Genomic DNA, 24,705 nt, shown 5'->3' on the forward strand with positions numbered 1-24,705 from the left:
AATTTGTCTTGGTATTTTTCTCCCCCACCCGTCGGGCTGGGCCGAGGAGCGCAGGCAAAAGCGGATCAGGGCTCGCGATTGTCTGAGCCGAAGGCGAGTTCGAGCGAGACCCCGCTTTTGTCGAGCACCGCAGGTTGCCCCGAAGCGCAGCGCAGGGGTCCCAGACCATCGGGTCGCCTTTCTTTTCCTTAGGTTTCTTTGGCGAAGCAAAGAAAAGTAAGTCGCCCGCCGGGGCGAGACCCGGCTTGCCTGAAGCACTACCAACGATCAAGCTGGCACAGGCTTCGACAAGCTCAGCCCGAACGGACAGAAAAAACTAAACCTCCGCCGCCCGCTTGTAAGCCTGCGCCGCAGCCACCGCATCACCACGCTGCTCGGCCAGCAGCGCCAGCGCGCGCCAGGCGTTGCGGTGCAGGGTGCCGTCCTGCAGGGCCAGCACGGCCTGGGACAGCAGTTGCTGGGCCTTGCCCCAGAGCTGGCGCTTCAGGCAAGCCATGCCTGCGAGGTACTGGACGTTGGCATCGCGCGGCCGCAGCTGCTGCGCCGTCTCGATGCGTGCCAGCCAGGCGGCGTCGATGGAGTCCAGCCCCTGCTCGAGCACCCGGATCAGCTTGATGCGCTGGGAATCGCTGACCTCGGAGTGCGGCCGCATCACCGGCTCCCAGACCTGCAGCAGCCAGCTGCGAGCCAGGTCGGCGTCACCGTGCAGCGCCATCAGGCGCGCGGCGGCGTGGATCACCAGCTCGGGCATGGCGCGTTCGCTGGCGTCGAGGGACTGCCAGGCGGTCTGCAGCTGCGCCGGGTCATGGGCGCCGCCGAGCAGCTCGAGTGCCAGCCCGCGCACGATGCTCTGCGCGGCAGCGGGTGAAAAAGCCCGGTGTTTGGCCAGCAGGCGCGCGGTTTCCAGCGCCTGGGAAATCTGCCCGGCCTGGCGCGTGGCGCGCAGCTTGGTGCGCAGGGCCAGTGTGCGGCGCGACGCGCCCTGTGGCAACTGGTTGAGCAGCTCCAGCGCACCGACCGGGTCCCGGTCGTCGAGTGCCCAGCGCGCGGCGCGCAACTGCACACCTTCACGGGTCTCCTGGGCAATCTTGTGGCTGCTGACTTCCAGCGCCTGCTGCAGTTGCTCTTCACGCTCGGCCTTGTTCTGCAGGGCCTGCGCACTTTCGGCGGCCAGCAGGTGCGCCAGCAGACGCAGCTGGGTCGCGCGCGCCGGACTGTAGCCGCCGACATGGCCGGAAGCCCGGGCCAGCAGGCTGAGGCTTTTTTCCTGGGTGATGGCGTTCTGCGCGAGCTTGGCCGCACGGATAAAGCGCCCGGCCATCAGGTGCGACAGCGCGTCCATGAAGGCGGCGTACATGGCACGCTCTTTTTGCTGGGCACGCCAGCGCCTGGCCTCGGCCGGCAGCGAAAACACCGCCACCGCGGCACGCAGCGCCAGGTACAGCAGGGTGAACAGGCCGGCCAGCAGCAGCACCAGCAGGTTGAAGGAAATGTCGACGCGGTGCGGCGGCCAGAACAGCGTGACCACCGCCTGGTTGTTGCCGGCCACCAGCGCCACCGCCACCGCGATGCCGAACAGGGCCAGGAGCCAGAGAGCGCTGCGCATACCGGGCCCGGCGTCCTAGCGGCCCGCAGCCGCCGTGGCCAGCGCGGCCAGGGTCTCGTCCAGGCGCGGCAACTCGCTGGACTTCATCTGGCTTTGCACCTGCTGCAGCAGCTGGGCCGCCGCCTGGGTCCTGCGCGACGCAGGATCAAAATACTTCGCCAGCGAGGCGCTGGCGGCGGCCAGGTCGGAGCGGGCGCTGGCCGTCTGGCGCGACAGCAGGCCGAGCCGGGCGTTGAGCAGTTTGAGCTTGAGGTTTTCACGCAGGAAAAACGCCTGCTCGGGTGCCAGCAGGGCCGCGTCAGGCTGGTCGATGCGGCTCACGCGCAGCAAGCCGCGGGCCTCGTCCAGCGTGCCCTGCAGTGTGCGCTGCCACCAGGCCCTGAGCGCCAGGCTGTCCAGCCAGGCCGTGGAAGTGCCGGCTGCCGAGGCGGGGCTGGCCGGCGCGGGTGCGGCGGCCGGCGCCACCAGGCGGGCGGCGGCCGCGCCGGTGACCATCGCGTTGGCCAGCGGCAGATCGTCCACCGCACGTGTCAGTTCGTCGAGTTTGAGCAGCAGGCCGGGCACATCGGTCACGGTAGTGGCCTTGATGCGCTCCACGTCCCGGGCAATAGCGCGCTGCAGCGGATTGAGGCGGGGTTGCGCCGCGCGCGCCAGCCGCTGGTCGGCCGACTTGAGGGCGGCCAGCAGCGGCTCGGCACTGCCGGTCAGCTGGGCCTGTTGCTGGGCCAGCCGCAGCGCGGACTCCACATCGACCACCAGGTTTTCATCGCGCGAACGCGACAGGCTTTGCATCAGTTCTTCCAGCTGGGTGCGCTGCAGGCTGACTTCGCTGAGCCGCGTCTCCAGCAGCGCCAGGCGTGCCGTCAATTCGCGCGTGCCTTCCTGCGCCTGCCGCGCCAGGGTGCGGGCCTCGATGGATTGCGCGGTCGAGTCTGTGCTGCGCCGGGCCAGCTCTTCCTGGATGTTGCCGAGCTTTTGCCACAGCAGGATGCTGAGCACGAGGCCGCCGACAGCCACCAACCCGGTCGCCAGCAACCAGCGACGCCCCGCACCCGCCGCGGGTGCGGCCGGCAGCTCGGCCAGGGGCACCGGCAAGGGAGGGGGGACGGGTTCGCTGTCGCTCATGGTGGCATTGATTCTATCGAGCCCACGATGTCCGCTATCTCCGGACGTGACTGCACAACAACACCCCAGCCGGCGGCGCGCGCCGCTTCGGCAATGCGCGGATGGGTGGCGACGGCACGGGCGCGCGACCAGTCGCCTACCGGCAGGTGGGCCAGCGCCTCGGAGCTGCTCAGCAGCCAGACCGAGCCGTCGTGCGCCGCGGCCGCTATGCGCTGGCGCTGCGATACGGTGAAAACCGGCGCGCGGCGCTGGTACACCGCCACCACCTCGACCCGGGCGCCTGCAGCAACGAACTGCTGCGCCAGCCAGTCGCGACCGACGCCGCCCGCCTGCGGGTCCTGGCCTGCGCCCTGACCGCGCAAGATCAGCACACGCCGGCCCTGCCAGTGACGCTGCCCCACCACCGCCCACAAGGCTTCGGAGTCGAACTGCCCGGCGTCTGCCGCCGGGGCGTCGATCAGTACCTCGGGTACACCCGCACGGCGCAGTGCGGCCACCGTGCCCGGACCGGGCGCCAGAAAACGTGGCCCCGGGTTTGCTACTGAATCAGGAGCTGCTTGCGCTCTCTGCACAAGGGCTGCAGCCTGATTTGATGCAAAAAATCCGTCCACGGCATTGCCGCTGACAAACATCAGGGCCGAATAAACGCTGATCTCACGCCAAGCCTGCTGCAGGGCCGGTGACTCTGGCAACGCGGCGATCTCGATCAGGGGCAGCGCCTCGGCCTGCAGGCCGTGCGCCTGCAGGGCCTGCACCCAGCCAGCGGCATCGCGCGCAGGCCGGGTGACGATGACTCGCACAGCGTTCAAGGCTGCGGCGCAGGGGCGGCCCAGACGGCGCCGCCGGCCCGCAAGGCGGCGGCCACACGTTCACCCAGGGCCTCGGCGTCGGCGAAGCTGCGTACCGGCGCGCGATGTTCGGCGCGCACCAGCGGCTGACCGGCCACGCCCTGTCCGTCCGCGCCGGGTTCGCCCCAGGCGGCTTCCAGGGTCATCTCGCCGCCTTGCGGTTCGCGGATGAAGGCGGCCAGCGGCATCGAGCAGCTGCCACCCATGGCACGCGACACGGTGCGCTCGGCCGTCACGGCCAGCCAGGTCGGCTGGTGCGCCAGTGTGCCCAGCGCGTCCAGCAGATCCTGCCGGTCGGCACGCACTTCGATGCCCAGTGCGCCCTGCCCGGCGGCCGGCAGCATCTGCGCCGGCTCGAAGGCACAGCGGATGCGCGAAGCCAGGCCCAAGCGTTTCAGGCCGGCGGCGGCCAGCACAATGGCCTGGTACTGCCCTTCGTCGAGCTTGCGCAGGCGGGTGTCGAGGTTGCCGCGCAGGGGTTCAATTTTCAGGTCCGGCCGCAAGGCCTTGAGCAACACCAGCCGGCGCAGGCTGGAGGTGCCGACGACGGCACCGGGCGGCAGCGCGTCCAGCGACGAAAAGTGATTCGACACCAGCGCATCGCGCGGATCCTCGCGCTCGAGCACGCAGGCCAGGGCGAAGCCGGCTGGCAGGTCCATCGGCACGTCCTTGAGCGAATGCACGGCGATGTCGGCGCGGCCGTCCAGCAGCGCGGTTTCCAGCTCCTTGACGAACAGCCCCTTGCCGCCGACCTTGCTCAGCGAGCGGTCCAGGATCTGGTCTCCCAGCGTGGTCATGCCCAGCAACTCGACCTGCCAGCCCAGGCGGGTCTCCAGCAAGGCCTTGACGTGTTCCGCCTGCCACATGGCGAGCCGGCTTTCACGCGTGGCAATCACAACGCGGGGAGAAGGGGAAGAAGCAGCGCTCACTCGTAACCTGTCTGTAATCTTGGGGGGTGCCCGGATGCTAGCATGCTGCACTGCAAAACAAGAGCCAACACGAGGTGAACCATGGTAACGACGGCGCGTGCGACCCCCCCCAAGGAACAAGCCGGGGGAACTGCCAAAGACAGTGACCGCCCGCGCGCCCGAAGCAGGGACAACGAGCGCCCGCTGGTCGAGGACATCCGCTTGCTGGGCCGCATCCTCGGTGACGTGATCCGCGAGCAGGAAGGCGTGGCCGCCTACGAACTGATCGAGGAAGTGCGCAAGCTGTCCGTGGCCTTTCGCCGCGATGCCGACCACGAGGCCGACAAGGCGCTCAAAAAACTGCTCAAGGGCCTGTCCGGCGACCAGACCGTCAGCGTGATCCGCGCCTTCACCTACTTCAGCCACCTGGCCAACCTGGCGGAGGACCGCCACCACATCCGCCGCCGCGCCATTCACGAACGTGCCGGCGACACCCAGGAAGGCAGCATCGAAGTGGCGCTGGCCCGCCTGCGTTGGGCGGGAATAGCTCCCAAAACCATAGCAAACACGCTGGCGCACAGTTTTGTCTCGCCGGTGCTCACGGCGCACCCGACCGAGGTGCAGCGCAAGAGCATCCTGGACGCCGAGCGCGACATTGCGCAGTTGCTGACGGCGCGCGACGAGATCAAGGCGCTGGCTCTCGCCATCAATGCGGCGCGCGACGCGCTGACGCCGCGCGAACTCGCCGCCAACGAGGCGCAGTTGCGCGCCCGTGTGATGCAGCTCTGGCAGACCCGGTTGCTGCGTTTCACCAAACTCACGGTGGCCGACGAGATCGAGAACGCGCTCAGTTATTACGAATCGACCTTTCTGCGCGAGATTCCCAAGCTCTACGGTGACCTTGAACGTGCACTGGGCAACCAGCCGGTGCACAGCTTTCTGCGCATGGGCCAGTGGATAGGCGGCGACCGGGACGGCAACCCCAATGTCAGCGCCGACACCCTCAACTACGCCCTGCGCCGCCAGGCCGAAGTGGCGCTGCGCCACTACCTGACCGAGGTGCACTACCTGGGCGGCGAACTCTCCCTGTCGGCCATGCTGGTGGACTTCACGCCGCAGATGCGGGCGCTGGCCGAAAGCTCACCCGACACCAACGAACACCGCCTTGACGAGCCCTACCGCCGCGCGCTGACCGGTGTGTATGCGCGGCTGGCCGCCACACTGAAAGACCTCACCGGCACCGAAGCCGCGCGCCATGCGGTGGCGCCGCAAAACGCCTACCTGACGTCCGGGGACTTCCTGGTGGACCTGCGCACGATTGCATCCTCGCTGCACGCCAACCACGGCGGCGCGCTGGTCGCGCAGCGCCTGCATCCGCTGATCCGTGCGGTGGAGGTGTTCGGCTTTCACCTGGCCACGGTGGACCTGCGCCAGAGCTCGGACAAACACGAAGAAGTGGTAGCCGAGCTGCTCGCCGTCGCGCGTATCGAGCCCCACTACGCCGGCCTGGACGAAATGGCCAAGCGCGCCTTGCTGCTGCAGTTGCTCAACGACGCCAGGCCGCTGCGTGTGGTCGGCACCACCTACTCGGCGCACGCCACCGGCGAGCTGGCGATTTTCGAGGCGGCCCGCACGGCGCGTGCACGTTTCGGCCGGGAAGCCATCCGCCACTACATCATCAGCCACACCGAAACCGTCAGCGACCTGCTCGAGGTCCTGCTGCTGCAAAAGGAAGTCGGCCTGATGCACGGCACGCTGGACAGCGCTGCCAGCAACGACCTGATCGTCGTGCCGCTGTTTGAAACGATTGAAGACCTGCGCAATGCCGCCCCCATCATGCGGGAGTTTTATGCCCTGCCCGGCATCGCCCGGCTCGTGCAGCGCAGCGGCGCCGAGCAGGACATCATGCTCGGCTACTCGGACAGCAACAAGGACGGCGGCATCTTCACCAGCAACTGGGAGCTGTACCGCGCCGAGATCGCGCTGGTCGAGCTGTTCGACCAGCTCGCCAACTCGCACAACATCCAGCTGCGCATGTTCCACGGCCGCGGCGGCACCGTCGGCCGCGGCGGCGGCCCGAGCTACCAGGCCATCCTGGCCCAGCCCCCGGGCACGGTGCGCGGGCAGATCCGCCTGACCGAGCAGGGCGAAGTCATCGGCTCCAAATACGCCAACCCGGAAATCGGCCGGCGCAACCTGGAAACCCTGGTCGCCGCCACGCTGGAAGCGACCCTGCTGCAACCCACCAAGCCGGCCACCAAGGCCTTTCTGCAAGCCGCCGACCAGCTCTCGCAAGCCAGCATGGCGGCCTACCGCGCGCTGGTCTATGAGACCCCGGGCTTCACCGAGTATTTCTTCAGCGCGACACCGATCCGCGAGATCGCCGAACTCAACATCGGCTCCCGGCCGGCGTCCCGAAAGGCCACGCAGAAGATCGAGGACCTGCGCGCCATCCCCTGGGGTTTCAGCTGGGGCCAGTGCCGCCTGACCCTGCCGGGCTGGTATGGCTTTGGCGCGGCGATTGCACAGTTTCTCGACCAGGGCGGCACGCCGGCCAGCCGCAAGGAGGCGCTCGCGCTGCTGCAGAAGATGTACAAGCAGTGGCCGTTTTTCCGCACCCTGCTCAGCAACATGGACATGGTGCTGGCCAAAAGCGACCTGGCGCTGGCCTCGCGTTATGCCGAACTCGTCGGCGACGCGCGCCTGCGCAAGAAGATTTTCAGCGCGATCGAGGTCGAGTGGCACCGCACGGCCGAAGCGCTGACCCTGATCACCGGCGACAAGCAGCGCCTGGCAAACAATGCGGCCCTGCAGCGCTCCATCCGCCACCGCTTTCCCTACATCGACCCGCTGCACCATCTGCAGGTCGAGCTGGTGCGCCGCTACCGCGAGGGCAAGGCCGACGAACGCGTGCAGCGCGGCATCCACATCTCGATCAACGGCATCGCGGCGGGCTTGCGCAACACCGGTTGAGGTGCGCTGGGCAGGCGGTGATTGCTATTTATTCAGTAGCTGCTGGCGCCCTTTCCACAAGGGCTTTCGGCCCTTTTTTATCCTGATCGCCTTCCACGCTGATGAATACAAAAAGCGCAGGCCGTGGCGTTTTAACCAAGGAAGTCCCAGTGAATCCATCCGCAGCCCATGCCGACCTGATCGCCACGTACCGGAGGGCGCAGGCAGAGGCTGCCCACAAGTCCGGATTGATCCAGGCTGCTGCAAGCAAAGGGCCCAGGGCGATTCAGGCGGCCGTCGAAACCGCTGCCAAGGCCGCCAAACGCAGGGATTCGTACGCGAAAAAGCTCGCCCTGCTGGGGGTGGATCTCAAGGACTGAGCCTCGGACCCGCAAGCGCGGGGCGGGTTGCGGATAATCAGGATTTGGAAAGAAACCCGATGGACATGGAAGAACCAGAAGAAGTGGAAGGACCGGAGCCGCTGGAGGAATACGTCCCTGGCGTCGCGGGCGGCCGGCACTACATGGCCCAGCTGTGTCATGTCCCTGACGGTCCCTGGTACATCGCCGTCATTCACGTTGAGTCATTGCCGCCTCTGCACGACAGCCACAGGACCTGGCCCACGCGCGAGGAAGCCGTTCAGGCGGCAGACAAGCTGGTGGCCGACCTGGGTCACTGAGCCGGGGGTGCCCCGTCGCCGCCGTGCAGGAGCCCGGGTGCCAGATCCGGCGGCAACCCGTCGGCAGCCCACACTGTCGGACTGTTCCTACAGGTCTTCCAGTGGAATCCGATGGCGGCAACCGCGGGTGAACCCTAGGATGGGTTGAACGCCACACGGCATTGCCTCAGGCAGTGCCGGCGACCCCACCCCCTGGAGCCTGAACCATGTCTACGCCACACGCCGAGGCGGTCAGCCGCCTTTCCGCCTCTCATGACCCGATGAGCAATGAGTTTGTGAGCAGTGACTTCACGGCACTGGCCGCACACATGAACGATTGCCAGCTTTCGCGTGGCCGCTTTTTTGCACTGCGTGCCGCCCTGGAGTCCCTGCATGCCACCGCGTCTCCGCGGATTGTGACCACAGGCGCCGTTTTCGTCTGCTGCGGCGTGGCCTTGCTGGCCGTGGTTTGAGAGGGTGGACGCCGCTGTTCTTGACCGGCTGGAATCCCTCACCCCGCACGCACGCCAGATCCTCCTGACCCAGAGGTCGGAAGCCGATCCGCCGATCCGCGCCGAGCTGTTCGGCATACACCGCTTTGAACAACACGGCCGCAGCCTGGCCGCGGCCCAGACGGTGCAGGCCGACGGCCCTTCGCGGCGCGGCGCTTCCTTTTTTCCCCGTGTCGAGGAAAACCTGGTCGCGCTGCGCCAGGCCTACGACTATGTGGCGCTGACCTCGAGCAGCGGCCACTACGTGACCCCTGCCGCGGAATGGCTGCTCGACAACTTTCACCTCGTCGAAGCCCAGCTGCAGCAGATCCGCGAAGGCGTGCCGCGGCGTTATTACGCGAGCCTGCCCAAGCTGGCGGGCGCGCCGCTGGAAGGCCTGCCCCGCGTCTACGGCATCGCCTGGGCTTACGTCGCCCATACCGACAGCGTGCTCAACCCGGAGCTGTTCACCGCCTTTCTCAACGCCTACCAGGAGCGCAGCGAACTCCGGCTGAGCGAGCTCTGGGCCCTGCCGACCACGCTGCGCGTGGTGCTGCTTGAAAACCTGCGGCGCATGGCCGACAACATTGCCCAAAGCAAGGTGGCGCGGGAAGTCGCCCATGCGGTCTGGGACTGCGTGGACCGGCTCGACGACGCAGACCTGGATGCCATCAATGCCCTGATGCAGCAACGCGGCCTGCAGCGCAACTACCTCACGCAGCTGTGGCAGCGCATGCCCACGGTCAAGCTCGACATCTCGCCGTCCCTGGTTCTCTGGACCGAACGGCATTGCCCGGACGGGCCGGCGCTGATGGTTGAAAGCCAGACCGCGCAGGTGGCGGCCAACCTCACCGTCGGCAACATCGTCACCACCCTGCGCCTGATCGGGCAAGTCGACTGGGTCGAGCTGATCGAGCCGGTGAGCCGGTCGCTGCGCATGCTCCGGCGGCTGCCCAGCTTTGCCCAGGAAAGCGAACTGACGCGCCAGCAGATCACCCAGTCCATGGAGCGCCTGGCGCGCCTGAGCCGCCACTCCGAGCGCGAGGTGGCCGAGGCGGTGGTCGCGGCCGCGCGCGCGGTGCCCCACACCCTGCCTGCGACCGCCGTGGAGCGCACCGCCGGCTACTACCTGCTCGGCGGTGGCCGGGCCGCCCTGGAGGCGAGCCTGGGCATGAAAACACGCGGCGCACCGGCCGCCCTGCGCCACTGGCGCAACTGGCGCCTGCCGCTGTACATCACCCCCATCATCCTGGGCACCGTCCTCATCATGCTGGCAGCCGCCAACCGAATGGATCTGCACAGCTGGCCGGCGCTGGCAGCGCTGTTCCTGCTGGCCTGGCCGGCGTCCGAGGCCGCTGCGGCCTTCGTGCACCGCCTGATTGCCGAATCGCTCAAGATCCGCTTCCTGCCACGACTCGATTTCGCGGCCGGCATTCCGCCCGAACACCGCGTGCTGGTGGTCCTGCCGACGCTGCTGAGCTCCAGCGCGACCATTCTCGAGCTGGCAGAACGGCTGGAGCTGCACTGGCTGGCCAACCGCGAGCGCGAGGCCCAGTTCGCCCTGCTCACCGACTGGGTGGACGCGCCGCGCGAAAACATGGCGGGCGATGCGGCCCTGCTCAAGGCGGCGCTGGCGCAAGTGGCGGAACTCAATACGCGCCACCCCGCACCGGCCGGCGCGGCGGCGCGTTTTCTGCTCATCCATCGCCCGCGCGAATGGAGCGACACCCAGCAAAAATGGCTGGGCTGGGAACGCAAGCGGGGCAAGCTCGAACAGCTGCTGCGCACGCTGGTCACCGGCAGCATGGCCGGCTTCATGCCGCTCGCCGACGGCCAGCAGCTGGCCGACGGCATCCGCTACGTCGTGACGCTGGACAGCGACACTGGCCTGCCGCCCGGCTCCCTGCGCGACCTGGTGGCCGTGGCGGCCCACCCGCTGAACACCCCGCAGGTCGATGCCGCCTCGCGCCGCGTGGTGGCCGGTTACGGCATCCTGCAACCGCGCGTGGTCACCCCGCTGCCGGGCCCTGCCGAACGCACCCCTTTTCACCGCCTGTTTGCCGGCCAATGCGGCATTGACCCCTACAGCAACGGCGTGTCCGAGGTGTACCAGGACCTGTTCGGCAGCGGCAGCTTCAGCGGCAAGGGCCTGCTGCATGTCGCCGCGGTGCATGCGGTCCTCGACGACCGCCTGCCCACGGGCGCCATCCTCAGCCACGACCTGCTGGAGGGCAACATCGCGCGCTGCGGCTTTGTCAGCGACGTGACGCTGGTCGAGGAGCAGCCCCACCATGCGGGCGTGGCCGCCTCGCGCATTCACCGCTGGACCCGCGGCGACTGGCAGTTGCTGCCCTTCATGGCGCGCGCCAGGCACTACGGCATCGATGCGCTGGGCCTGTGGAAAATGGCCGACAACCTGCGCCGCTCGCTGGTCATCCCCGCCACGGTCGGCCTGCTCGTCTGCGTCGTTTTCACGGCGGCCATGCCGCTGGCCACGGCCCTGATCGTCACCTTCGCGGCCTTGCTGGCCGGGCCCCTGCTCGGCGCGCTGGCCGGCCTGGTGCCGACACGCCGCGGCATCGCCTGGCGTCATTTTTTCCATGTGGGCCGCAGCGAGATGCTGCGTGCCCTGGTCGGCGCCGCCTGGCAGTTCAGCCAGTTGCCGGTGCAGGCCGCCCTGCTGCTCGACGCCATCGTGCGCTCTGCCTGGCGCATGCGCGTGAGCCGGCGCGGGTTGCTCGAGTGGAGCACCGCCGCCCAGGCCCAGGCCGCCGCACGCCACGAGCTGTCCGCCTTTGTGCGCCAGCACGCACCGGTGTCACTGCTGTGCGCGGCGCTGGCAGTCGCCGCGCTGTGGAGCCCCTACCCGGTGGCCGGCACCGCGCTGTTCCTGCTTTGGACGGCGTCGCCGCTGGCGGCCTGGTGGGCCAGCAGGCCGCGTCCGCCGGATCCCGCCCACCGCCTGCGCGACGAGGACCGGAAATACCTGCACACGCTGGCGCGCGACACCTGGCGCTTTTTCGAGCAATCGGTCGGCGCCGAGGACAACCACCTGCCGCCGGACAACCTGCAGCTGGTGCCGATTCCCACCCTGGCGCACCGCACCTCGCCAACCAACATCGGCCTGTACCTGCTGGCCGTCTGCTGCGCCCGCGAGTTCGGCTGGATCAGCACCAATGAAGTCATCAGCCGGCTGCAAGCCTCGCTGGACAGCATAGACCGCCTGCCCAAGCACGATGGCCACCTGCTCAACTGGTACGACACGCGAACGCTGGAGGTGCTGCAGCCGGCCTATGTGTCGGTCGTCGACAGCGGCAACCTGGCCGGCCTGTTGCTGGCCGTCGCGCAGGCCTGCACCGTCCTGGCGCAACGCGGCGTGGACGGAAAACCGGCGCAGGCCAGCCTGCTGCAGCTGGCGGCGCGCTGCCAGGCGCTGTACGCGGCCATGGACTTTCGCGGGCTGTACGACGCCAAGCGCCACCTGTTTCATATCGGCCTGCGCGTGCAGGAACATGCGCTGGACGCGAGTTATTACGACCTGCTGGCGTCCGAATCGCGGCTCACCAGCTTTCTGGCGATCGCCAAGGGCGACGTGCCGCGGCGCCACTGGGCCGCCCTCGGCCGGCCTTTTCTGTCGGTGGGCGTGGTGCCGGGCCTGAAGTCCTGGTCGGGTTCGATGTTCGAATACCTGATGCCCTCGCTGCTGATGTCCGAGCCCGGCTACGGGCTGCTGCACACGGCGGCCCACGCCGCGGTGGCCGAGCAACGCGCCTACGGTGCCGCTCAGCAACTCCCGTGGGGCGTGTCAGAGTCCGGTTATTTCGCGCAGGACCATTCGCTGGCCTTCCAGTACTCCCCTTTTGGTGTCCCGCGGCTGGCGCTGCGGCGCACGCCGCACACCGACCGCGTGGTTGCGCCTTACGCCACCCTGCTGGCGACGCTGTTCGATGCGCGCGGCGCCGTGCGCAACCTGCAGCGCCTGGAAAAACTGGGCGCCCGCGGCGAACTGGGGTTTTACGAGGCCCTGGACTTCACCGTCGCACGGCAGCCGGAAAAGTCGGGCACCGAGGCGTTCAGCATTGTGGAAGCCTTCATGGCTCACCACCAGGGCATGGCGCTGGTGGCGCTGTGCAACGTGCTGTGCACCAACGCCCCGCGGCGCTGGTTCTGCGGCGACCCGCTGGTGCGCGCGCACGAGACCCTGCTGCATGAAAATACGCCGCGCCAGATCGTCCGCAGTGCCGACCCGCGCCTGCCGCCGGAGCCCGGCGGCTACGCGCCGGAACCGGTGTTCCAGTCACGCGAGCTGAACCCGCTGGGCACCGGCTGGAAACCCACGCACCTGCTGTCCAACGGCCACTACAACGTCGCGCTGCGCGCCAACGGCGCCGGGCTGAGCCGCTGGCGCGGCCGCAACATCACGCGCTGGCGCGATGACCTGCTGCGTGACAGTTACGGCAGCTTTTTCTACCTGGTCCACCCCGACCAGGCCGGTGTTCCCAGCGTCAGTTCGCTTACCGCGCGGCCTGCGCCGGGACAGGGCTGGCACTACCAGGCCCGCTTCATGGCCGACCGGGTGCAGTTCGACGCGCAGGGCGGGGACCTGAGCACCACGCTGACCGTGCTGGTCAGCCCCGAGGACGACACCGAGCTGCGCACCGTGACGCTGCTCAACACCGGGCGCACCGAGCAGGTGCTGGAACTGGTGTCCTGCTTCGAGGCGGTGCTGGCCGACCCGCGCGCCGACGAAGCCCACCCGGCGTTTTCCAACCTGTTTGTGCAGACCCGCTGGGAGCCGCAGTGGCGCGCCCTTTTGCTCACGCGCCGGCCGCGCCTGCACGGCGACCCGCAAATGGCGGTGGCGCATTTTCTGGCCGAGGCGGATGCCGACCTGATTTCGGTGGCGTGTATCGCCGACCGCCGCGTGTTTGCCGGACGCCATCACCCGGCGCACCAGCCGGCCTTGGGCGACCAGCCGTTCGACGCGCAGGGCCAGCCCGTCAACGGCCTGGACCCGGTGGCCAGCCTGCGCGTGACGCTGCGGCTGGCGCCCGGCGCCCTGGCCCGCCTGAGTTTTGCCACGACGGCCGCCGAGACGGCCGACGAGCTGGTGCCCCGCATCGACAAATACCTGCAGCCCATGCACGTGGAGCGTGCGACCCGCATGGCGGCGACGCTGGCCCAGGTGCGCTTGCGCGACGTGGCGCTGACCCCGGAGGAAAACCTCGCACTGCAGGACATGAGCACGGCGCTGATGTACAGCGTGGCACGGCCTGCCGAACGCACGCCACTGGACCAGCGCCTGCTCTGGCGCTTTGGCATCTCCGGCGACAAACCCATCGTCCTGCTGCGTATTCACTCGCACAGCGGCGTGCCGCTGGTGCATGCGCTGCTGCGTGCCCAGCCGTGGTGGGCCTTTGGCGGGCTGGGTGTGGATGTGGTGGTGCTCAACAGCGAGGCCAACTCCTACCTGATGCCGCTGCAGCGCGACATCCTGGCGCTGCGCGACCGGCTGCTGCAGGCCGTGCAGCACAGCTTCAGGCGTGACGAGGCGGCCAGCTCGGCGCCCGGCTTTTTCCTTCTGCGCGAGCAGGAGATGGCCCCCGGCGAAAAAACCGCCCTCACCGGCCTGGCACGCGTGGTCTTCAGCGCCGACGGCCGGCCGCTGGAAGTGCAGGTCGCGGCCATGCGCGAAGACTGGTCGCCGCAAAAATTCACCGCTCTCACCCGCACCGCGCTGACCGGCGACGCCGCCCATTCCCCTGGCAACCCGGAGCGGCCCGGGCCCGGCGCCTTTGATGCAGAAAGTGGCGAATTCCGCTTCGGGCTCAAGGGCGGCCAGCGGCTACCCAAGCCGTGGATCAATGTGATCAGCAACCCCGGCTTCGGTTTTCAGGTGTCGGAAACCGGCAGCGGCTACACCTGGGCGACCAACAGTCGCCTGCATCCGGTCACCACCTGGTCCAACGACCCGGTGCGCGACCCCGCATCGGAACACTGGCTGCTGCAGGACCTGGACAGCGGCGAGGTGTTTCCCCTGACCCCATCACTGCTCGCCGCGCCCGGCAGCGACTGGCGCGTGCGCCATGGGCAGGGCTACACGGTGTTCGAAGGCAGGCATGCCGGCCTGCAGCTGGAAACCACTTTTTTTGCCGATCTGGCAGACGCCGTCAAGGTGGTCCAGGTGCGTGTGCGGCTGGACGGCGGGCGGCAGCGGCGCCTTCGCGCCGTCGCCATGGTCGAATGGCAGATGGGCGAAGCCAGGGCCCACAGGCGCACCCTTCACACCTGGAACGGCGCCGAGCGGGTGGCCGTGTTTGCGCAGCAGCGCGAAAGCCGCGACGGCTATGGCGGCAGCACGGCTTTTCTGGCCCTGGTCGGCACCGCAGGCGGCACCCAATGGACCTGCGACCGCAGCGAATTTTTCGACACGCTGGGTCAACTCGTGCTGCCGGCCACTTTGGGACGGCGCAGCGGCGCCGCATTTGACCCTTGTGCCGCCATTTCAAGCGAGTTCGAGCTCAACCCCGGGGACGGCGTGGCCTTCAGCTTCGTCCTCGGCCATGCGGCCGACGGCGCCGGCGCCGAGCAGTTGGCCCGCCAGTGGGCGCAACGCGATACGGCCCGGGCGCTGGCAGAGGTGCAAGGCTGGTGGTCAGGACTTCTGGGCAAGGTGCAGGTCAGCACGCCCGACCCGCTGTTCGACGCGCTGGTCAACCGCTGGCTGATCTACCAGACCGTGGTCTGCCGGCTGTGGTCCAAGGCGGGGTTCTACCAGGCCGGTGGCGCATTCGGCTTTCGCGACCAGCTGCAGGACGCCATGGCGCTGGGCCTGGCCGATCCGGCGCGGCTGCGTGCGCAGATCGTCCTCAATGCCTCGCGCCAGTTCCCCGAAGGTGACGTGCAGCACTGGTGGCACGCACCCGGCGGCGAAGGCGTGCGCACGCACTTTTCCGACGACCTGCTCTGGCTGCCCCATGCCTGCGCACACTACATCGACATCACCGGCGACCTGGCCCTGCTTGACGAATCCGTGACCTTCATCGACGGCCCGCCGATTCCCGACGGCGCCGAAGACGCCTACTACCCGCCGCAGACCAGCACCCAGTCGGCCAGCGTCTACGAACACTGCGCGCGTACCATCGACCGCAGCCTGGCCGTGGGCCGGCACGGCTTGCCGCTGATGGGCACCGGCGACTGGAACGACGGCATGAACCGTGTCGGCCATGAGGGCAAGGGCGAGTCCGTCTGGCTGGGCTGGTTCCTGTGCCGCGTGGTGCAGGACTTTGCGCCGCTGGCCCAGGCCCGGGGCGAAACCGCGCGCGCCGACAAATGGCTGCAGGCCCGACAAGGCTGGATCGCCGCCCTGCACGACGCCGGCTGGGACGGTGCCTGGTTCCGCCGCGCGTTTTTCGACAACGGCGCGCCGCTCGGCTCCAGCGCCAACAGCGAGTGCCGCATCGACCTGATCGCGCAGGCCTGGTCCGTGCTGTCCGGCGCCTCCACCGAGGCCTTCACCGTGCCGGCCATGCGGGCCGTCAAGCAGCAGCTGATCGACCCGGACGCCGGCCTGCTGCGCCTGCTGGACCCGCCGCTGCAGCATTCGAAAAACAACCCGGGCTACATCCAGGCCTACCCGCCCGGCGTGCGTGAAAACGGCGGCCAGTACTCGCACGCCGGGGTCTGGGCCATGATGGCGCAGGCCCTGAGCGGCGACACCGAAGCCGCCTGGCGCAGCTTCGAAGCCCTGAGCCCGGCGCACCGCAGTGTCCACCCGGTACGCGGCCCGGCCTATGAAATTGAACCCTATGTGCTGGCCGGCGACATCTACAGCGCAGCGCCCTACGTCGGGCGCGGCGGCTGGAGCTGGTACACCGGCTCGGCGGCCTGGCTGCACCGCGCGGCGCTGGAGACCCTGCTGGGCCTGTCGGTGCGCCAGGGTGAGCTGTCACTGACGCCGCGTGTGCCCGCACACTGGCCGTCGTTTGGCATCACGCTGCGACTCGATGGACGCGTGCTGACCTTGCGCTGGCAGCGCGCCGATGTGGCGCAGGAAGAAGGCTTCAAGCCGGACCGTGTGCTGGCGCCGGGCGAGGTGGTGCGGCTGGCGGACCTGCCGCTGCAGGCCAGCGTGCTGGTGCAGGCCCGCACCTGAGGCGTGGGGCTGCGAGTGCTATTTTTTATGTAGCACCTTGCGCCCGCCCCACCAGGACCAACGGCCGTTTACATGCGCCATGGTGGCGCAGGGCTGCTTTGTGGCGCCGGGGCTGCCTTACTTGTAGATGCCGCAACCAATCACCAGGTCGTCCATTTTTTCGACGTACATGGATTTTTGCTGGACGACTTTGGTGATCGGGTTGGGCCATTTGAAATCGACCCAGCCGTTGCCCTTGGCCTTGGCCAGGTCGACATATTCCTTGACGAAATATTTGCCATCGATGTCCTTGAGTTCGATCAGCGACTTGCCGACGAGTTTGGGATTGACACCATGGGCCAGCATCTTGCCGTCCGTGTCCACCGTGGTCACGTAAAGGTCGCGGTCCCGGAACGGACCGTTCGGATTGGCGAATTCCGCGAAGGCTTTTTCACGGCCGTTGGCCTTGATGTAGGCAATGGCTTTCTTGACGAGCGCGCTGGCTTCTGCGGCCGAACCCTGTTCGCCGGCGGCCAGCGCTGTCATGTTGAAGCTCAGGGCGGCCATGCCGAACACGAGGACCTGGAGAATTTTTTTCATGATGACTGTTCCTGTATTTCTGAAAATCCGGATTGACGGATGACTTGTTGTGAAGGCTTGCGCCACCCATCGCACCCACAGGCCCACAGACGCGGCCGGGTCGCGGCCACGTCTGGCTGCAGGGCAGCGGTTCACGCAGGCAGCGCATGGACGCCTGCCTTCATGCATAACGGCAGCGGGCAGAAAATTGTGAAGGGCCGGGGCTTTTTTCTTTCGGCCCATCGTGTCCAATACAGGCATGACCCACCCTGACCCGAACGACCGCTCCCACCCGCCCGCCCCGCCTGCAATGGCCGCGTCCGCGGTGCTTCAGGCGCACGGCTTGCGCTTTGCGCATCCCGGGCCAGGTCCCCGGCGGGAGCTTTTCACCGGCCTGTCGCTTGTTGTTTCGCCGGGTCTCACCTTCGTGCTCGGCGGCGACGGGCGTGGCAAGACCACGCTGCTGCGTCTGCTGGCAGGGGATCTGGCGGCCGATACAGGCGAGTTCAGCATCCACGGCGTTACCCTGCAAACCCACACAAAGGACTACCGCCAGCAGCTGTTCTGGACCGAGCCACGCACCGACGCGTTTGACCAGATGACACCGGCGCACTACTTCGATGTGCAGCGCAGCATCCATGCCGGCTTTGACGACGGCGTGCTGGCCACCTGTGTGGATGGCCTGGCGCTGGCGCCGGAGCTGAACAAGCAGCTGTTCATGCTGTCCACCGGTTCGAAGCGCAAGGTCTGGCTGGCGGCAGCCTTTGCCTCGGGTGCGGCGCTCACGCTGCTGGACATGCCCTTTGCCGCGCTGGACAAGGCGTCGATTCGTTTTGTGCTGGCGCTGCTGGAAGACGCCGCCGCTGATCCGGCACGCGCCTTCGTGGTGGCGGACTATGCGGCGCCAGCCGGTGTTTCTCTGGCGGGTGTTATCGACCTGGGCGATTAGAAAAATAACCGAGCTGCTGCGCCACAAAGCCGTCAAAGGCCGCCAGCAAGGGCTGGAAGCTTTCCGCGCCGCCTTCCAGTTGCGCCAGTGCCGCACAGGTCGCCTCCAGCGTTGACAGCTGGTCGGGCCGGTGCGCCTTGCGGATGCGGTAGCTGGAAGCGGCAGGACTCTGCAGCGAGAGGCGCGGCAGCGTCTGCAGCGGCGGGCTGAGGCAAAGCATCTTGCGGCTCTTGCGCCAGGTGCCGTCGAGCACGATCAGGCGCAGCCTGGCGGGGTCGCGCAGCCAGCCGGCCGGCAGGGCCGGCGGGGCCGGAACGCCCAGCGCCTGATCCTGCGGCCCGTCCGGGTACAACAAAACGTGGTGTCGCGGAGCGCCGGCCACGGGCCCCGCCGCGTCAAACGGCGCGGCCAGCAGAGCCGCGTCGGCATACACCTCACCCGTCAGCAGGCGGCTGCGCGGCAGGCTCAGGTGCAGCAGCCGCGCGCTGCCCTTGGGGTGATGGACCTCCAGCGGGTGCTGCAGGATCAGCACCTCAACCTCGTGCGCCACCGGTGTGACCCAGGCGCACAGGCAGGCACTTTGCGGTCGCCCGCAGGCCGCGCAGCGTGGGCGGCCGGGCCGGGCCGCAGTGGACGTGTCCAGGGATTCGGTCACTCTCAAATCAATAGCTGCTGGCGACCGCTGCATGCCGGCTGGCGGCCAAAAAGATGGTTAGAACTGCTCAGTCGGCCCGCTTTGCGCCAGGCTGCACGTCGGCCACATAGGCGTCGTGCAGGTGCACCGGTTTGGCCGAGCGCCGCCGCACGCGGATATTGAGCATCTCGACACCGATGGAAAACGCCATCGCGAAGTAGACATAGCCTTTGGGCACGTGGTGGTCAAAGCCCTCGGCGATCAGCACCACGCCGACCACGACCAGGAAGGACAGCGCCAGCATCTTGACGGTGGGGTGCGCCGACACGAAGCGGCCGATGGCGCCGGCGAACAGCATCATCATGGCGACCGAGGCCACCACGGCAGCAACCATCACCGCCAGTTCGTCCACCATGCCGACGGCGGTGATGATGGAGTCCAGCGAAAACACCATGTCCACCACCATGATCTGCAGGATGACCGCGGTGAAGGTGGCCTTGACGGCGGTGGAGGCGTGGCCCTCCTCGCCCTCGAGCGACTGGTGGATCTCACCGGTACTTTTCCAGATCAGGAACAGGCCGCCGGCAATCAGGATCAGGTCGCGGCCGGAGATCTCCTGGTTCAACACCGTGAACAGCGGCGCCACCAGCCCGATGATCCACGACAGCACCAGCAGCAGGCCGATACGCATGAACATGGCCATGAACAGCCCGATGCGCCGCGCCAGTGCCTGCTGCTCCTTCGGCAGCTTGTCGACCAGAATCGAGATGAAGACGATGTTGTCGATACCCAGCACCAGTTCGAGCGCGGTGAGCGTGCCAAAGGCAATCCAGGCTTGCGGGTCGGTCAGCAGTTCCATCATCGGGTTACCTCTTTTGGTTCATTTATACAGGACCGCACGCGGTGACCATGGGACCTTGCCAGCAGGGGCCGCGGAACCGGCTTCGCCGGGCCGCAGGCGCAGCGCCCCCTCGGGGGGCAGCGCAGTACACGCAGTGACAAGCGTGGGGGCATCAGCTTCCCAGAAACTCACCCAGCGGCTTGAGGTCGTCCACCCGGTCGCAGACCGATTTGACCATCATCATGATGGGAATGCCCAGCAACAGGCCCCACACGCCCCAGAGCCAGCCCCAGGCCAGCAGGCCGACAAAAACCGCCACCGGGCTCAGGCGGCTGGCGCGGCTGGTAAGCCAGGGCGTGATCAGGTTGCCGACGATGGTGTGGATCACCAGCGAGGCGCCGCCGACCACCAGCGCCATGTTGAGCGTGCCGAACTGCAGGAAACCGACCAGCGCCGTGGCGGCCGCGGTGATCAGCGAGCCCACATAAGGCACGAAGTTGAGCACGAAGGCCACAATGCCCCAGACCGCAGCGTTCTCCAGCCCGATGGCCAGCAGGGCCAGCCAGGTCAGCACCCCGACCAGCGCGCTGGTGAGCAGTTGCACCTGCAGGTAGCGCTGGATCTGGCCGGTGATTTCATGCAGGGCCTGCAGCGTCACTTTTTTCTTGCTCAGGCTGGGACCGGCCAGCTTGAGCAGCTTGCGCCGGAAGCTGTCGCCCGAGAGCAGCAGGAAGTAGGTCAGGAAAATGACCGCGACGGTCTGACCGATCAGCGCGATCAGGCCGATGGTGCCGGTCCAGAGATAGTCCTTGACGTTGAAACTGGCCCGCTCGACCACCACCCGCATGGCGCCGCGCGTGTTGCCCGGCTTGGCGCCGTCCTGGGTGGCCTGCTCGATCTGCGACGCGGCCTTCTGCACGGTGTCCAGCGTGCTGTCCGACTGTCCGGTCTTGACCTTGGTCGCGTTGCGGAATTTTTGCGCGGCCACCGGCAGCGATTCCACCAGTTGCGCCGCGTTGTCCCGCAGCGACCAGGCGGTCGAACCGATGGCGCCCAGAATCGCCAGCAGCAGCACGGCGGAGCTGAGCCAGCGCGGCACGCGTTTGAGTTCCAGCCAGTTGACCACCGGCGAGAGCGCATAACTGAACAGCACGCCGACCATCACCGGGATGAACACCGCCTTGGCCCAGTGCAACACGAACAGGATGGCCAGGCCGGCCAGCACCATCAGCGACATGTTGCGGATGTCCACCGGCATGTGCAGCAGCAGGCGGTCCGGCTCCGGGAAGGTGGTCACCCCGGGGTCGGCAGGCGCCGCGGAGCCGGGCGCTGCCGGCAGGGTCTCGGGCAGGTGTTCTTCAGTCATCGGTGTTCCTTGTCTGGCGCTCCACGGGCTTGCACTGGCAAAACCGTCCCGGGGCGAAGTCTCCATTCGTGTACCGGCCTCATTTCATCGCGGCCGGTGGCGGGCCGGTGCAGGACGCCGCCGCCGGAACGGGTAGGCGGTTCCGGCCAGGCGGCGTGTTCAAGCGGCGATGGCCTCGCGCACCGCGCTGAGCTGGCGCCGCGACACCGCCAGCAACTCGTCGATGCCATTGAGCCGCACGGCCCAGCCCTCGCCTTCTTCGGGATCAAAGTGTTTTTCCAGGGCGCGCACCGCGCGGCGCGCCACCAGCGCGTTACGGTGAATGCGCATGAACTGCTGGGGGTATTTTTCCTCCAGTTCGTTGAGGCTGCCGTCGAGGATGTAGCTTTTGCCCGCCGTGCGCACCGTGATGTACTTGAGTTCGGCCTTGAGGTACAGCACCTCGGCCAGCGGCACACGCTCGGTCCGGCCGCGGTCCTGGATGATCAGGAATTCACCATTCGAATCACCTTCCAGCCCCTTACCTGCCTGCGCCAGCCGCTCTACTTTTTGTAGCGCCTGCTGCAGGCGCTCGAGCCGCACCGGCTTGGTCAGGTAGTCCACCGCCTCGAGGTCGAAGGCCTGCACGGCGTGTTCGGAATGCGCGGTGACAAACACCACCGCCGGCGGCTGCGGCAGGCGGGCAATGGTCTGCGCCAGGGCGATGCCGTCGGCGCCGGGCATGCGGATGTCCAGCAGCACCACATCAAAGGTGTCGCGGCGCAACGCGTCCATGGCCTGGGCCGCATGCGCGGCTTCGGCGGCCACGCAGGCGGCTGGCGCCGTGCAGTCGCCCAGCAGCGTGCGCAGGCGCGAACGCGCCAGCGCCTCGTCATCCACAATCAGCGCCCTCAGCTTGCCTGTCATAGCGGAATCTCCAGCCTCACTTGAAACACACCGTCCTTGAACACGGTCTTGAATTGCGCCTGCACATCGTGCAGCAGCGCCAGACGCTCGCGCACATTGGCCAGCGCCAACCCGTGCCCCCGCTCGCCGACGCCGGCCGGGGTGGAATTCGTCACCTTGAGCACCACCAGCCCGCCGCGCCGCTCGGTGGTGATCTTGATCTGCGCGCCCTGGGCGCTGGGCTCCACGCCATGGCGCACCGCATTTTCCACCAGCGGCTGCAGCAGCAGCGGCGGCAATTTGGCCGGATCGGCCTCGGGGTCCAGGCTCCACTGCACCTGCAGGCGCTCGCCAAAACGGATCTGCTCGATGGCCATGTAACGCTGCGCCAGGGCGATTTCCTGCCCCAGCGTGACCGACTCGGTCTGGTCGGCCAGCGCATGGCGAAACAGCTCGCTGAGGTCCTCCAGCACGGTTTCGGCCTTGGCCGGTTCGGCGCGCACCAGGGCAATGGCGCTGTTGAGTGTGTTGAACAGGAAATGCGGCCGGATGCGCGACTGCAGTTCGGCCAGGCGCGCCGCGGTGGCCGCCGGTGTGCGCGCCTTGGCGCGCCAGACCAGCCCGGCCACCAGCACCGCCGACAGCAGGGCGCCGGCCGCAGCGCTGGCCCACCAGGGCGCCGGATTGAGCAGGTTCAGCAGCACCAGCAGGCCGCAGCCATACAGGCCCGCCAGCGCGCCCAGGGCCACGCCGGCCACCCACTGCTGCGTCGTGCCGAGCCGGGCCAGCCGCCCCTTGAGCAGACAGGCGGCGATCAGCCAGGCCAGCGTGGCCGGCAACACGCCGCCGGTCAGCAGCGAAAACCGCAGCAGCCAGTCAACAAACAAGCTGGTGCCGAACATCGCGCCGACAGCCACCACCGCCTCGACAAACAAGACGGCGCGCAGTACCACGCCGACATTGCAGGCGTCGAACACATTGACACGGACCGGCAGAGGCGCAGGCGCATCCCCCGGCTGGCTGTAACCACCCAGCACGGTGGACTCGCCAAAGGACGAAAGGTCGGGCTTGAACTGCATGAAAAAGGCTCGCTTGCTCCGTGTCCGGTTCCGCGCGCGGGCCGGCCCGGAAGTCCCGGGCGCCCCCCTTGAGGGGGCTTTCCTGCACGCAGATAAAATCAGGCCCTAGTATTGCACCGGCAACCCGCCTGAAACCGGCGTCAAACCCGTACTTCCTCCAATAATGTTGTCGCCGCGACACGCCATCGCCGCCGCCAGACGGTCCCCCACAGAAAGCCTCCCGTGAGCCAACTCGACAAAAAATCCCAAGCCTGGTCCGCCCTGTTCTCCGAACCCATGAGCGATCTGGTCAAGCGTTACACCGCCAGCGTGTTTTTTGACAAGCGCCTGTGGCAAGCCGACATCACCGGCTCGCTGGCCCACGCCGAGATGCTGGCCGCGCAGAAAATCCTGGGTGCGGACGACCATGCTTCCATCCAGAAGGGCATGGCGCAGATCACTTCGGAAATCGAATCCGGTGCCTTTGAATGGAAGCTGGACCTGGAAGACGTGCACCTGAACATCGAGGCGCGCCTGACCCAGATCGTCGGCGACGCCGGCAAACGCCTGCACACCGGTCGCTCCCGCAACGACCAGGTCGCCACCGACGTGCGCCTGTGGCTGCGCGGCGAAATCGACCTGATCGATGCGCTGCTGACCGACCTGCAGAAGGCGCTGGTCGATATTGCCGAGAAAAACGTCGAGGTCATCCTGCCCGGCTTCACCCACCTGCAGGTGGCGCAACCGGTCAGCTTTGGCCACCACATGCTGGCCTACGTCGAGATGTTTGCGCGCGACGCCGAGCGCCTGCAGGACGTGCGCAAACGCGTGAATCGCCTGCCGCTGGGCGCCGCCGCACTGGCCGGCACCAGCTACCCGCTGGACCGCGAACGTGTCGCCAGAACCCTGGGCATGGTCGATGCGCAGGGCCAGCCCCAGGTCTGCCAGAACAGCCTGGACGCCGTGAGCGACCGCGACTTTGCGATTGAGTTCACCGCCGCCGCCTCGCTGGCCATGGTGCACATCAGCCGCATGAGCGAGGAGCTGATCTTGTGGATGAGCCAGAACTTCGGCTTCATTGAAATTGCCGACCGCTTCACCACCGGCTCGTCCATCATGCCGCAGAAGAAAAACCCCGACGTGCCCGAACTCGCGCGCGGCAAAACCGGCCGCGTGGTCGGCCACCTGATGGGCCTGATTACGCTCATGAAAGGCCAGCCGCTGGCCTACAACAAGGACAACCAGGAAGACAAGGAACCGCTGTTCGACACGGTGGACACATTGAAGGACACGCTGCGGATTTTTGCCGAGATGGTGGGCGGCATCACCGTCAAGCCCGAGGCCATGGAGCGCGCCGCCCTCAAGGGCTACGCCACCGCCACCGACCTGGCCGACTACATGGTCAAGAAGGGCCTGCCCTTCCGCGATGCGCACGAGGCCGTGGCCCATGCGGTGAAAGCCGCCATCTCGCATGCGGTGGACCTGTCAGAGCTGCCGCTGGCCGTGCTGCAGCAGTTCAACCCCAAGATCGAAAAAGACGTGTACGACGTGCTGAGCCTGCGCGGCTCGCTGAATGCGCGCAACACCCTGGGCGGCACCGCGCCGGCGCAGGTGCGCATGCAGATTGCGCGGCACCGCGCGCGGCTCACCCCGGGTTGAACCAGCCGACCG

The 24,705-nt window shown here is 67.7% G+C and carries 17 protein-coding genes; 7 read left to right on the top strand and 10 right to left on the bottom strand.

The features are described from left to right. Window positions 1-316 precede the first annotated feature (316 nt). From AAG813_RS04215 to hemC, 4 genes are read right to left on the bottom strand one after another with little or no spacing between them, the layout of a single operon-like run. On the bottom strand, window positions 317-1,606 hold the full coding sequence (locus tag AAG813_RS04215; protein WP_341912149.1) for a heme biosynthesis HemY N-terminal domain-containing protein: 1,290 nt from the start codon (window positions 1,604-1,606) through the stop codon (window positions 317-319). A gap of 15 nt (window positions 1,607-1,621) precedes the next feature. Beyond that, window positions 1,622-2,731, bottom strand: a complete 1,110-nt coding sequence (locus AAG813_RS04220) for a uroporphyrinogen-III C-methyltransferase (protein WP_341912150.1) — start codon at window positions 2,729-2,731, stop codon at window positions 1,622-1,624. Beyond that, window positions 2,728-3,540, bottom strand: a complete 813-nt coding sequence (locus tag AAG813_RS04225; protein ID WP_341912152.1) for a uroporphyrinogen-III synthase — start codon at window positions 3,538-3,540, stop codon at window positions 2,728-2,730. The genes AAG813_RS04220 and AAG813_RS04225 overlap by 4 nt, the downstream gene beginning before the upstream one ends. Continuing rightward, a complete protein-coding gene (gene hemC, locus AAG813_RS04230; protein WP_341912153.1) occupies window positions 3,537-4,508 on the bottom strand; it encodes a hydroxymethylbilane synthase in 972 nt (323 codons plus the stop codon). Before hemC ends, AAG813_RS04225 begins: the two co-directional genes overlap by 4 nt. An 81-nt stretch (window positions 4,509-4,589) precedes the next feature. On the opposite strand from hemC, the gene ppc reads away from it, so the two are divergent. The 5 genes from ppc (at window position 4,590) to AAG813_RS04255 (ending at window position 16,743) form a co-directional block, all read left to right on the top strand. After that, window positions 4,590-7,460: a phosphoenolpyruvate carboxylase gene (gene ppc, locus AAG813_RS04235; protein ID WP_341912156.1), complete on the top strand. Its 2,871-nt coding sequence runs from the start codon at window positions 4,590-4,592 to the stop codon at window positions 7,458-7,460. A gap of 149 nt (window positions 7,461-7,609) precedes the next feature. After that, the gene (locus AAG813_RS04240; protein ID WP_341912158.1) at window positions 7,610-7,819 is read left to right on the top strand and encodes a hypothetical protein; all 210 of its coding nucleotides are present in this window, start codon (window positions 7,610-7,612) and stop codon (window positions 7,817-7,819) included. A 65-nt stretch (window positions 7,820-7,884) separates the two neighbouring features. Then, window positions 7,885-8,118, top strand: coding sequence for a hypothetical protein (locus tag AAG813_RS04245; RefSeq protein ID WP_341912160.1), 234 nt, complete (start codon window positions 7,885-7,887; stop codon window positions 8,116-8,118). A 206-nt stretch (window positions 8,119-8,324) separates the two neighbouring features. Continuing rightward, window positions 8,325-8,570: a hypothetical protein gene (locus tag AAG813_RS04250; RefSeq protein WP_341912162.1), complete on the top strand. Its 246-nt coding sequence runs from the start codon at window positions 8,325-8,327 to the stop codon at window positions 8,568-8,570. Between the two features lie 4 nt (window positions 8,571-8,574). Then, window positions 8,575-16,743, top strand: coding sequence for a glucoamylase family protein (locus AAG813_RS04255; protein ID WP_341912163.1), 8,169 nt, complete (start codon window positions 8,575-8,577; stop codon window positions 16,741-16,743). A gap of 117 nt (window positions 16,744-16,860) precedes the next feature. Here AAG813_RS04255 and AAG813_RS04260 read toward each other — a convergent pair whose 3' ends face one another. Further along, a complete protein-coding gene (locus AAG813_RS04260; protein WP_341912165.1) occupies window positions 16,861-17,322 on the bottom strand; it encodes a cache domain-containing protein in 462 nt (153 codons plus the stop codon). A gap of 238 nt (window positions 17,323-17,560) precedes the next feature. On the opposite strand from AAG813_RS04260, the gene AAG813_RS04265 reads away from it, so the two are divergent. Then, a complete protein-coding gene (locus tag AAG813_RS04265) occupies window positions 17,561-18,250 on the top strand; it encodes an ATP-binding cassette domain-containing protein (protein WP_341912168.1) in 690 nt (229 codons plus the stop codon). Here the strand turns inward: AAG813_RS04265 and AAG813_RS04270 are convergent. The 5 genes from AAG813_RS04270 to AAG813_RS04290 form a co-directional block, all read right to left on the bottom strand. Continuing rightward, complete coding sequence (locus tag AAG813_RS04270) at window positions 18,231-18,905, bottom strand: tRNA-uridine aminocarboxypropyltransferase (RefSeq protein WP_341912170.1); 675 nt, start codon at window positions 18,903-18,905, stop codon at window positions 18,231-18,233. The two genes, AAG813_RS04265 and AAG813_RS04270, sit on opposite strands and share 20 nt — an antisense overlap. Before the next feature lie 67 nt (window positions 18,906-18,972). Further along, window positions 18,973-19,746, bottom strand: a complete 774-nt coding sequence (locus tag AAG813_RS04275; RefSeq protein WP_341912172.1) for a TerC family protein — start codon at window positions 19,744-19,746, stop codon at window positions 18,973-18,975. Window positions 19,747-19,897: 151 nt separating this feature from the next. Then, entirely contained in the window at window positions 19,898-21,091 is a 1,194-nt protein-coding gene (locus AAG813_RS04280; protein ID WP_341912173.1) for an AI-2E family transporter, read from the bottom strand. 159 nt (window positions 21,092-21,250) lie between these two features. Continuing rightward, the gene (locus AAG813_RS04285) at window positions 21,251-21,997 is read right to left on the bottom strand and encodes a LytTR family DNA-binding domain-containing protein (RefSeq protein WP_341912175.1); all 747 of its coding nucleotides are present in this window, start codon (window positions 21,995-21,997) and stop codon (window positions 21,251-21,253) included. After that, entirely contained in the window at window positions 21,994-23,055 is a 1,062-nt protein-coding gene (locus AAG813_RS04290; protein WP_341912176.1) for a histidine kinase, read from the bottom strand. The genes AAG813_RS04285 and AAG813_RS04290 overlap by 4 nt, the downstream gene beginning before the upstream one ends. A gap of 222 nt (window positions 23,056-23,277) precedes the next feature. Between AAG813_RS04290 and argH the strand changes: the two genes are divergently transcribed. Beyond that, window positions 23,278-24,693, top strand: coding sequence for an argininosuccinate lyase (argH, locus tag AAG813_RS04295; protein ID WP_341912178.1), 1,416 nt, complete (start codon window positions 23,278-23,280; stop codon window positions 24,691-24,693). Window positions 24,694-24,705: the final 12 nt, after the last annotated feature.

Source organism: Polaromonas sp. YR568, from assembly GCF_943371715.1.
Classification (GTDB): domain Bacteria; phylum Pseudomonadota; class Gammaproteobacteria; order Burkholderiales; family Burkholderiaceae_C; genus Polaromonas.